The sequence below is a fragment of the Halomonas sp. DP8Y7-1 genome, assembly GCF_019801685.1.
In the GTDB taxonomy this organism is placed as follows: Bacteria; Pseudomonadota; Gammaproteobacteria; order Pseudomonadales; family Halomonadaceae; genus Halomonas; species Halomonas litopenaei_A.
In genome coordinates this window covers 182,078-192,873 of record NZ_JAHVIN010000001.1, presented here as the reverse complement: position 1 = coordinate 192,873, position 10,796 = coordinate 182,078, and the positions used below count along the sequence as shown (strand labels likewise).

The following is a 10,796-nucleotide window of genomic DNA, read 5'->3' as shown; positions in this document are numbered from 1 at the left end:
GCCAGCTGAGCGACCTTGACCACGCCCTGGTCAAAGCGGCTGCGCACCACGTCGGGTGCGCGTTCGGGCGCCTTGTCGGCGTCCTGTCCCGGCAGGTCTGTCATGGGACTTCCTCGACGTCTTGAGGATCGCGCCAGGGCACGATCCGGAAATGAGGGGGCGGTGCCGAGGCACCGCCCTGAACGTTCAGGTACTGGCAGGTAACGCGATACACCCTTATGCGATATGCCGTGTCGCTGCACACCAGGCGACAGTCAGCACGGCTGACGCGTTACCCTGTGACCTTGGGCTTACAGCAGGTTGTGGTTTTCCAGGTAGGCCACCACGGACTCGTAGAATTCCTGGGTGATCTCGTTCTTCTCGGCCCAGTTCTCCCACTCCTGCTTGGCGATGTTACGGAACGCTACGCGCTCTTCCGCCGGCAGGTCGATGATCTCGATATCCGGGTTCTGGCGCGCTTCGCGCACGGCTTCGAGGTCACGCGTCTTGAGTTCGGCGACCATCTCATACGCCAGGGCATCAACGGACGTCTCGAGGATGGTCTTGAGGTCGTCCGGCAGGCTGTCCCAGACATCCTTGTTCAGTGAGACCGCGACCATCGGCAGGGAGTGGAAGCCCGGATACAGCGGGTAAGGAGCAAACTCGTGCAGACCCTGTGCCTGGTTGGTGGCAAACACGGTGTAGTCAGCAGCGTCGATCACACCCTTCTCGAGGCCGGTATAGACCTCAGAGCCCGGCAGGTTGACCGGTGTGGCACCAGCGGCTTCAAAGATGTTGTACACCATGCCTTCCGGAGCGCGCAGCTTGAGGCCCTGCATGTCCTCGATGGAGCGCACCGGCTTGGTCGAAGGCAGCGACTCCAGCCCGGTGGCAGCAGCGCCGATCAGGTGCAGACCATAGGGTTCGACCAGCTTGTTGTAGAGCTCCTCGCCACCGGCATTGTTCATGTAGTCGAGGAAGTCATAGGGGTCGCTCCAGGCGCCCACCAGGTTGCCGATCATGCCGAAGGCCGGGTTCTGACCCGTGAAGTAGCTGGGATCGGTCAGGTGCCCCTGAAGGATGCCGGACTGCACCGCCTGCAGGGTCTGGTTGGCCTGAACCACGGCATTGACCGGCAGAATTTCGATGGCGATGCGGCCATTGGACATCGTCGAAACGTTGTCGGCCCAGGCCTTCTTCATCTCGAACTGAGGCTCGCCGGCCGTTTCGGAGGTCTGGAAGGTCCACTCATACTCGGCAGCCTGAGCAGAAGCGGCCATGGATGCCAGAATCGCTGCACTCAACAGCTTGAGCTTGGCGCTAGGGGTCTTGAGCTTGGTGCTTGCCATCATGGGAATCTCATCCTTCTTGTCGGCATGTTGCAGATAGTTCGGGAGCGTCAAAGGTTGTCTCGAGCGTCGATGAGGCCTTGGTGACCTCTTCCAGTCCAAGGTCCTGCCCAGTGCGCTCCAGTACCGCGAGCGCCGCACGGGCCGCTTCGCGGGGCTGTCTCAGCCGAATCGCCTCCATCACCTTGCGATGACGATCCATGCTGTCATTGAGCCTGTCCGCGCTGTGGTTGGATCGCTCCACCAGCAGCGCAATGGCAGGCTTGAGAACGTGGCTGATCTGCGCCCACACCAAGTTATGCGATGCGGTGAAGATGGCCTCGTGAAACGCCACGTCGTACTCGTCGTGGGTCTTGCCCTGAAAGCGTAGATCATCGCTGGCCAGCGCTTCGATCATGCCTTGATAGGCGGTTTCGATGGCCAGCAGGTCGGCGGCGGTGGCGTGCTCGGCGGCCAGTCGGGCGACGAAAGGCTCGACGGCTACGCGAAAGGCAAACACCTCGCGCTGGATCACCGGGTTAGGATGGGCGAAACGCGCCAGCCAGCCGCTGACCCTGGGATCGAGCAGGTGCCAGCCTCCAAGGGGCTGCACCCGCGACCCTTGACCAGAAATTCGAGTGATCATGCCAGCGGCGACCAGTACCTGCAGGGCACTTCTCACCGTCGAACGACTCACCGCGAAACGCTCGCACAGGTCCACTTCTCTGGGCAGGAACTCGCCCGGCATGTACTCACCGGCAAAGATCGCCTCGGCCAGGGCATCTGCGATGTCCGGGCGCGCGCGACGCAAGGGAGTTGAGGCTGCTGCCATGAGGGTCATCCGAACAAGGGAATGCAGAGTCAGACCTGCTATTCCATGTGTCTGACGCTTGGTGGAGTTATGTCGGACATAGCTTCGCTAAAAATGCACATCGATGCCTTTAGACTTTAGTTCGATAACGATCGCTTTTAGCGCGCTCGCCCCTGCTCAAGTAGCGCGCTCGCCCCTGCTCAAGGAACCTCTTCCGTTCAGCACAGTCGCACAGAGTAGACCTCCATGGCCTGAGGCTTTTTCCTACCTTCTAAGCAGCTCTTTACGACTTCGACCGACTGGTCTATTCTGGACGCACAAGCAAGGCGCTGAGTCCATTGGCCACGCCGCGTCCTCAGCAAAGGCGTGTCCTCAGCGGTGTCTGAGGTGTCGTCCGATCCACTGGGCAATGCCCTCTGGCTACAGGACGCAACGTCCCGGCAGGCAGGACCAGCAGCGACACCTTATCCAGCGAACGAGACAGGACGCGATTACCCATAGCAAAGGAGGCATCGATGCAATCCAACTACTACAGCATTAGCGAATACCCTACTGGCACTCCCAGCCCGGACGTCTTTGTTCTGAATCAGCAGGAACTGCCGGCGCTGCAGGATGGCGAGGTACGCATTCGCAATCATTGGCTGTCAGTTGACCCCTACATGCGAGGCCGCATGAGCGGCGTCAAGACGTACATCGATCCCTTCGCCCTCAATGCCCCCCTCGAGGGCGCCGCGGTAGGTGAAATCATCGAATCCCGCGATGACCGCTTCAAGGTGGGTGATCGGGTCACCCACATGGGCGGCTGGCGTGATGTAGCACAGCTATCAGCGGACACCGTCACCGCCCTTCCCGATCTTGACGTCCCCGAGCAAGCCTACCTTGGCGTTCTCGGCATGCCTGGCATGACCGCCTGGACAGGCCTCAATGCGATTGCGCATATGCAGGAAGGCGACAACGTCCTGGTCAGCGCTGCCAGCGGCGCCGTGGGCTCACTGGCGGTACAACTGGCCAAGGCCAAGGGCGGCACCGTTGTCGGACTTGCCGGCAGCCAGAAGAAACGCGATTGGCTCGAGTCCCAGGGCATTGTCGCGGTTGACTACCGCGACAAGGACGCTGCCACACTCAGCGATGACCTGGCCAAGGCCTGCCCAGGCGGCTTCGATGTGTACTACGAGAACGTCGGCGGCGTCTGCCTCGAGGCAGCCCTGAACAATCTCAACGTCGGCGCACGCATTGCCGTCTGCGGCATGATCTCTCGCTACAATGATGAAGGGCCGGCTCCTGGTCCCGCCAACCTGGCCATGATCCTGATTCGTCGCGCCAGCATGCAGGGCTTTATCGTGTTCGAGCACTGGGACAACTATCCGGCCTTTCTCGCCGAGGTGGGTCCCCAGGTCGCCGCTGGCGATATCGACTATCAGGAAACCGTGCGTGAAGGGCTGGAAGCGACCCCGGAGGCCTTCCTCGATCTGTTCAAGGGCGCCAACAGCGGCAAGATGCTGGTGCGCTTGAGCTAAGGAAGCGCTGAAGTCAATTGACGCAGACACCGCCTACGGGCGGTGTCTGTGGTTCAGCGCTGACGCCAATGACAAGGCTGCCATCAACGGCCACGGCTGGCGATCATCACGCCGAACACCACCATCAACATCCCCACCGCGGTGATCCCACCGATCGTCTCGTCCAGCGCCCACCAGGCCAGCGCCGTGGCAACCACCGGGGTCAGCGACCCTAGTGCCGAGGTCGCCTCAGCGCCCAGCCGTCGAATCGCGATGCCCATCAGCAGGCCAGATCCCAGCCCCACCAGGATGCCCTGGACCACCAACTGCCCCAGCCACTCCTGGGCTGACACCAGGTGTAGCGTCAAGCCCCCCACCCCGCTCACCTCGAGGCCGACCACCGTCAGCGCAATGATCGATCCACTGGGCACCGTGACCACCGCCGTAGCCTCGAGCGCCGACAGGCCACTCTGACGCACGCTGAGGGTGAACACCGCCCACATCACGCTGGACAGCAAGAACATGCCCTGCCCCAGCAGCAGGGACTGCGAGCCCTGGCCCGAGGACGCCAGCAGACAGGCAATACCCATTGCGATGGCGACCAACCCGGCGGCACGCCCCCGCGACAGCGGCTGGGCGAAGACCCACACCGCTAAGGTACTGACGAACAGCGGCGCCGCCCCGGGTATCAGGGTACTGCCGTGGGCCACCGGCGCCAGTCCCATCCCCACCGCCCCCAACAGAAAGAAGGGAATGCCGGCGCCTGCCATCATGCCGACCAGCCACACCGGGTTGACCGCCAACAGACGCTGTCGCCGACGCAACGCCAACGGCAGCAGCACAAGGCCAGGCACGGCGTAGCGAAACAGGGTCAGGTCGAGGGTTCCCAGTGGTGACAGTGCCCCTTGGCGCAGCGAGAGGAAGTAACAGGACCAGATCAGCACCGCGCCCAGCGCAGCGGCGACTCCCGACAGGGCGCGCCGGGGAGAGGCGACAAGCGGCGCCACCTGGGTCAGAGAAGACGACATGACAGGACTCCGAGAGGGTTGTGGGGTAGCGGTATAAGCACCCTGCTAAGGCCAGTCTGCCGGCAATGCTCGGGGGAATGCAGGCAAAGACACTCCGCCGCTGGACCCACATTGGCAGTACGTGCCAATATTTCGAAATTCATGGCAAGTTTGAGCCAATTCCTTGAAAAAACTGGACCGTATCGATCGCCATCTACTCGCTCTGCTGCAGCAGGATGCGCGACTCACCAGCCACGAGCTGGCCGAGCGGGTGGGTCTGTCCCCATCCCCCTGCGCCAGGCGCATCCGCCGGCTGGAGCAACAGCGGCTGATCCAGCGCTACCGCGCTGAGCTGGACCGCGAACGCCTGGGGCTGGGGCTGACGGTGTTCGTCCACGTCAAGCTCAGCCGCCATCAAGATGCCCTCGTGGAAGCCTTCGAAGCCGCCGTGGCAGAGATGCCCGAAGTCATCGAGTGCCACACCGTGTCCGGTGCCTTCGACTATCTGCTGCAGATTGTCAGCGCCGACCTGAAAGGTTACGAACGCTGGGTGCGACAGCTGCAGACCCTGCCCATGGTCAATACCGTGGACTCGAGCTTTGCCATCCGGGCCGTCAAGCGCGCCGGCGCCCTGGATCTTCGCGACGCTCGCCCATCCGACGACGCCTAGCGCCTGACTCCCGGGGCTTTGCTCAAGGGCTTTGCTCAAAGAGCGTTGCATCAGAGGCTTTGTACTGGCGACTCTCGAGCTGGGTCCGGGCCACGGCCGCATCCGCCCGGCATCGCCTCGCACGGGAGCAGGGCCTGGGCACCTTCGTCAGCATCGAGCCTGCCTGTCGCCGGCGCTTCACTTCGACGTCATCAGTCGTCAAGCTAGAGGCGACTCCGTCGCCATCCGGTCCCACGTATTGCCACTCAGGAGAGTTGAATGCCGACATCGCCCACTCCCCCACGCCTGACGCTCGAGGTCTTCAGCGACCTGCGCTGCCCATTTTGCTATCTGGAGCTGCCGGAGCTTGAGGCCTTGGAGCAACGGTTCGGCGATGACATCCACATCCACTGGCGTCCATTCGAACTGAGGCCAGAGCCTGAGCCGCCCTTGGATCCCCATGGCGACTACTTGAACGAACTGTGGCGTGACGCTGTGCTGCCCATGGCGCGCGAACGTGGACTCAGCATGCGCCAGCCGGATATCCAGCCTCGCTCACGCCTTGCGCTCGAGACCCTGGCCTGGGCTGAACGACACGCCTCGGCACAGCAGGTAGCCTCGTTAAGGAAGGCCTTGTTCAGTGGCTTTTTCGAACGCAGCCTGGATCTCTCCGACCCTGCCGCACTGGCAGACCTCGTTCGTCACCAGGGACTCGATGGCGACGCGCTGGTGGCAAGCCTTGCCAATGAAGAAGATCGTCAGGCCGTCCGCGAGTCTCGTGAGGAGGGACAAGCACTGGGGATCGCCGGCGTGCCTGCCCTGCGCTTCCTGATCCACGGCGAGCATGCCGGCATTCTGTCAGGGGCTCAGCCAAGGCGGCAGCTGTTTCTGGCGGTGGAGCGGCTGCGTGACGCACTCCAGCGCAACGACAGTGGCGCTGGCCATGAGTGACAGAACACGCCCCGTCGTCGTCCTCGGAGGAACAGGGTTTGTCGGGGCTGCCGCTGTGCGTGAACTCTATTTCAGTGGACACGCGGTGAGGGTGGTGGCGAGGCGTCCCCGGCTACCTGACATGGTCGAACCCGGCGACCCGGTGGAAGCCATGGCGGCAGACCTGCAAGACCCCGACAGTCTGGCGCCGGTACTGGAGGGCGCCAGCGCGGTGATCAATGCCGTCAGCCTCTACCAGGAACGTCGCCGCGGGGACTTCGAGAAGGTCCACGTAGAAGGCGCCGCAGCGCTGGCCAGAGCGGCCAGGGCCGCCGGCGTCGACCGCTATCTGTTGATTTCCGGTATCGGAGCGCGGACAGACGCACCCTCGCCTTATGTACGCGCCCGGGCCCTGGGCGAGCAGGCGGTGATGGAAGAGGTCCCACGGGCCGTCATCGTCAGGCCCAGTGTGCTGTATGGCCCACAGGCCGGTCTGACGGCCACGCTGGCGCGCCTGGTTCGGCTGCCGGTCGTCCCGCTCTTCGGCACCGGAGAGGTGCGCCTGCAGCCCCTTCACGTGGGCGATCTCGGCAGTGCGCTGGGACGCCTGGCCACCCGTCCGGATCTGCCGCGTGCGCTGTATGAGCTGGGCGGACCTGACGCCTTGCGCTATCGCGACCTCGTCACGCTAATCGCCCGCCATCTGGATAGGGACCCCACCCTGCTGACGACGCCGATGTGGCTATGGCATGTCCTGGCCACGACCATGAAGGCCCTGCCGTCTGCCCCGCTCACCCGTGACATGCTGTGGCTGATCCAGCAGGACAACTTGGTGTCACGCGGTGTAGGTACCTTCGAAGACCTGGGCCTTCATCCGCGCAGCCTGCGTGACAGCCTGGTGCACTGCCTGCCGCGCTAGATGAGCGTCAATACGTCGGCTGGCTCGTCCCGCTAGGGAAGTGCTGACTACATCAGCCAAGTGGCATGAGGCACCAGGCGCCCGCAGCGCGGAACCCGGAGCCTATGCGGTATCGCTGAGAGTTCGAGCAGCGCGTCACGCAATGAATCGGCGGCGCAGGCCTTTATGCAGTGTTTCCTTAGCCCGTGATACGGGCCAAGCGCCTTCAGCCTTTGCCCACCTGTGACATCAGGTCTGGCTGGACCACCTCGATCCAGTAACCGTCCGGATCCTTGACGAAGACCACGTCCTTCATCTTGCCCTGTTCGGGGCGCTTGATGAATTCGACGTCATTTTCATCAAACCAGGCCACCGCGGCGTGCAGATCCGGCACTGCAAAACAGATGTGACCAAAACCCTGCGGTTCGGCGTTGCCATCGTGGTAGATACGTCCTTCCTGCTCCTCAGTGCCCCAGTTGTGCGTGAACTCCAGCAACCCGCGCTGCTGGAAGGTCCAGGTAGTGCGAGCCGCCACATCTTTAGGCACCTCATCCTGGGCATCCAGGTTAGCGAGGAAATACAGCGAGAACTGCATCTCCTCGAAATCCAGGCGCCTCAGCACGCTCATGCCAAACACGCGGGAATAAAAGGCGAGCGATACTTTCGGGTCCTTGACCCTCAGCATGCTGTGGTTAAGACGAAACCCACGGGTGGCCGCCGGTGCCGCTTCAACGCCCGGATGCTGTTCGCCTTGGGGGGTATCCTTCATGGGTATCTCCTTCAGTGAGCTCGAGGAATGCATCAACAGTTTCGACGTGTTCACCATCGATGCGTTCAGATGTTGGCGCCACGCCAACGATGACCCATCAGCAGGCCTGACTAAGGGTAATCATCCTTAGCGCACGACATCCTCCAGCGTGCGCGGTGCGCAGCACTTTTGTCTCTGAGCATGCGCTCGACAGGCCAGCGACCTGTCTACTAACGCGCCAAGTGCTGCATCAGGCGCAAAAATACTACCAAAGTCTAATAACATATCCACAAATCAACGCGATAACTCAATCTTTTCGCCACACGCCTTGTCATCCCTACCATTTCGTGAAAAATGGCCACCGAATTCCTACCAATGGAACGCTTTGACATGGACTCCATCGCCACCTGGTTCAACAGCGTCGTTTCTGCTGGAAACGGCCTGATCTGGGGCAAGCTGCTGGTCTACCTTCTGATCGGCGCTGGCCTCTATTTCACCGTGATGACCCGCGGTATTCAATTTCGCTTCTTCGGCCATATGTTCTCCCTGCTCAAGGGATCACGTGACGGCGGCGAAGGCATTTCCTCGTTTCAGGCGCTGTCGACCAGCCTTGCCGCCCGTGTGGGCACCGGCAACCTGGCGGGTGTCGCCGTGGCCATCTACCTGGGCGGCCCCGGCGCCATCTTCTGGATGTGGATGACCGCTCTGGTGGGCATGGCTACCAGCTTTGTCGAGTCTGCCCTGGCTCAGGCCTATAAGGTCGACCACGGCGACAAGACCTTCCGTGGCGGCCCTGCCCGGTACATCGAGCGAGGCCTCGGCCAACGCTGGATGGCGGTTGCCTTCTCCATCTGTCTGATCATCGCCTTTGGTCTCGCCTTCAACAGTGTCCAGGCCAACTCTATTGCCCAAGCCATGGAGCAGGCCTTCTCGATTCCGACCTGGGTGGTGGGCGTTGCCCTGCTGGTGGCGGTAGCGCCGATCATCTTCGGTGGTCTGCGCTCCATCGCCAAGGTGGCAGAGCTGATCGTGCCGGTCATGGCGGTGCTGTACCTGATTCTGGCGCTGGTGGTCGTGGCGTTGAACATCGAGGAGCTTCCTGGCGCCATCGCCCTGATCTTCAATAGCGCCTTTGGTCTTGAAGAAGCCGCAGGCGGTGCCGTGGGCTACGCCGTGGCCCAGGCCATGATGCAAGGCATCAAGCGCGGCCTGTTCTCCAACGAGGCCGGTATGGGCTCAGCCCCCAACGTGGCAGCGACCGCCAGCACACGACCCAACCATCCAGCGGCTCAGGGCTTTATCCAGATGCTGGGGGTATTCTTCGACACGCTGGTAATCTGCACCGCGACAGCGGCAGTGATCATTCTGGCAGAGCCGGCCCTGCAAAGTGGCGATGCCCCCAACGGCATCCAATTGACCCAGACGGCGCTGACCGAGCACGTAGGTAGCTGGGGCGGCATGTTCGTGGCGATCGCCATTCTCCTGTTCGCCTTCACGTCACTGATCGCCAACTACTCCTACGGCGAGTCCAACATCGAATACCTGGCCGGCAAGCGCCGTTCTGCCGGCGCGGTATTCATCTATCGGCTGGCGGTGCTGGCCATGATCATGATTGGCTCGGTGGCGCAGCTGAAGACCATCTGGGGCTTTGCCGACCTGTCCATGGGCATGATGGCACTGATCAACCTGATCGCGATCCTGCTGCTGTCGCCCCTGGCCTTCGCGCTGTTCCGTGACTACGAGCGACAGCTCAAGGCGGGCAAGGAGCCCACCTTCGACCCCGACCAGTTCCCGAAGCTCAAGGGCAAGGTCGACCGCAGCGCCTGGCCTGGAACATCCGGCCAGACCGAAGGCACCACCAGGACCGACGCTTGATCCTGATGAATGCCCCCGCTTGACCCTCAACGCCACGGTTCGCCGTGGCGTTGTCGTTTCAGTCCCTGATGGCGTACCAGCCCTTGCGCGAGTCAGTGTCGGTCTCATCCAGAGCATTATCGAGAAACGCCAGAAGCGTTCGAACAGAGGGTAGCTGTCCACGACGACTGGCGTAGACAGCGTGAATCAATCCAGAGCGCGGCGTCCAGCCAGGCAGCACGTCCACGAGATGGCCCCTTTCCAGTTCTCTACCCGCCGCGACCAAAGGCAATCGCGCCACTCCAAGTCCATCCACTGCGGACCTGACTAACAGCCCCACATCGTCAGACACCAGGCGCGGCCGGTGTTCTACCATACGCTCCATGCCGCCGGGGCCATCAAGCCGCCAGACATGTCGCCGCTCAGGCTCCTCGAAATCCAGGCTCGGCCAGTCACTGAGGTCCTGCGGAATCTTCGGCTTACCCATGCGCTCTAGAAGAACAGGAGCAGCCAGCAGCAACTGTGGGCTGGCACATAATCGTCGCATCACAAGATCACTGTCTTCCAACGGTGGATAGCGCACACGAATAGCCAGGTCGAAACCTTCACGAACAATATCGACCCGCCGACTGGTCGCCACTACGTCGAGTGCTATCAAAGGGTATTGCTTCATAAACGCAGACAGGATCGGAGTAAACAGGCTTGTCAACAGACTGGGCGGACAGCTAATCCGTATTCGGCCACGGGGCTCTGATTGATGCCGTTCGACGACTTCTACTGCGGCTTCTGCTTGCCAAAGCATGGCCTGACAGTGCTGATAGAACGACTGCCCAAGCTCTGTCACGGCAAACTGGCGGGTCGAACGTTGGATCAAGCGCACCTCAAGCCGGGCTTCAAGTTCGGCGATGCGGCGGCTCAGGCGCGACTTCGGCACACCCAGTGCGCGGCCAGCAGACGCAAACCCTTGGTGGTCGACGACCTGAACGAAGTAGTAGAAGTCATTGAGATCCTGCATCGCGACGCTCTTGTTGAGACGGGACGCCACATAGGCTGACTCACCGTCCGGTTTATCGGCAACAATCGTGCTCCCTTCCGT

The 10,796-nt window shown here is 62.0% G+C and carries 10 protein-coding genes; 5 read left to right on the top strand and 5 right to left on the bottom strand.

Going from position 1 to position 10,796, the window contains the following annotated elements; all coding sequences use genetic code 11:
• Nucleotides 1-290: 290 nt before the first annotated feature.
• Both KUV41_RS00800 and KUV41_RS00795 read right to left on the bottom strand, forming a co-directional pair.
• On the bottom strand, nt 291-1,331 hold the full coding sequence (locus tag KUV41_RS00800) for a TRAP transporter substrate-binding protein (protein ID WP_206944258.1): 1,041 nt from the start codon (nt 1,329-1,331) through the stop codon (nt 291-293).
• Between the two features lie 7 nt (nt 1,332-1,338).
• Nucleotides 1,339-2,139 (bottom strand): FadR/GntR family transcriptional regulator, encoded by an 801-nt coding sequence (locus tag KUV41_RS00795; protein WP_206944260.1) that lies wholly within the window; start codon nt 2,137-2,139, stop codon nt 1,339-1,341.
• A gap of 494 nt (nt 2,140-2,633) precedes the next feature.
• On the opposite strand from KUV41_RS00795, the gene KUV41_RS00790 reads away from it, so the two are divergent.
• Nucleotides 2,634-3,635 (top strand): NADP-dependent oxidoreductase, encoded by a 1,002-nt coding sequence (locus tag KUV41_RS00790; RefSeq protein ID WP_222483717.1) that lies wholly within the window; start codon nt 2,634-2,636, stop codon nt 3,633-3,635.
• Between the two features lie 83 nt (nt 3,636-3,718).
• Here KUV41_RS00790 and KUV41_RS00785 read toward each other — a convergent pair whose 3' ends face one another.
• Nucleotides 3,719-4,642 carry a DMT family transporter gene (locus tag KUV41_RS00785; RefSeq protein ID WP_222483716.1) on the bottom strand — a complete coding sequence of 308 codons (924 nt, stop codon included), beginning with the start codon at nt 4,640-4,642 and terminating at the stop codon, nt 3,719-3,721.
• Between the two features lie 163 nt (nt 4,643-4,805).
• Between KUV41_RS00785 and KUV41_RS00780 the strand changes: the two genes are divergently transcribed.
• The 3 genes from KUV41_RS00780 (at nt 4,806) to KUV41_RS00770 (ending at nt 7,119) form a co-directional block, all read left to right on the top strand.
• Nucleotides 4,806-5,291, top strand: coding sequence for an Lrp/AsnC family transcriptional regulator (locus KUV41_RS00780; protein WP_224852161.1), 486 nt, complete (start codon nt 4,806-4,808; stop codon nt 5,289-5,291).
• 258 nt (nt 5,292-5,549) lie between these two features.
• Nucleotides 5,550-6,221 carry a DsbA family protein gene (locus tag KUV41_RS00775; protein ID WP_222483715.1) on the top strand — a complete coding sequence of 224 codons (672 nt, stop codon included), beginning with the start codon at nt 5,550-5,552 and terminating at the stop codon, nt 6,219-6,221.
• Complete coding sequence (locus KUV41_RS00770; RefSeq protein ID WP_222483714.1) at nt 6,214-7,119, top strand: complex I NDUFA9 subunit family protein; 906 nt, start codon at nt 6,214-6,216, stop codon at nt 7,117-7,119. The genes KUV41_RS00775 and KUV41_RS00770 overlap by 8 nt, the downstream gene beginning before the upstream one ends.
• A gap of 205 nt (nt 7,120-7,324) precedes the next feature.
• Here the strand turns inward: KUV41_RS00770 and gloA are convergent, their stop codons facing one another.
• Entirely contained in the window at nt 7,325-7,867 is a 543-nt protein-coding gene (gloA, locus tag KUV41_RS00765) for a lactoylglutathione lyase (protein ID WP_222483713.1), read from the bottom strand.
• Nucleotides 7,868-8,236: 369 nt separating this feature from the next.
• Between gloA and KUV41_RS00760 the strand changes: the two genes are divergently transcribed.
• A complete protein-coding gene (locus tag KUV41_RS00760) occupies nt 8,237-9,721 on the top strand; it encodes an alanine/glycine:cation symporter family protein (protein WP_206944270.1) in 1,485 nt (494 codons plus the stop codon).
• Between the two features lie 58 nt (nt 9,722-9,779).
• On the opposite strand, the gene KUV41_RS00755 is transcribed toward KUV41_RS00760, so the two are convergent.
• Complete coding sequence (locus KUV41_RS00755) at nt 9,780-10,715, bottom strand: LysR substrate-binding domain-containing protein (protein ID WP_222483712.1); 936 nt, start codon at nt 10,713-10,715, stop codon at nt 9,780-9,782.
• Nucleotides 10,716-10,796: the final 81 nt, after the last annotated feature.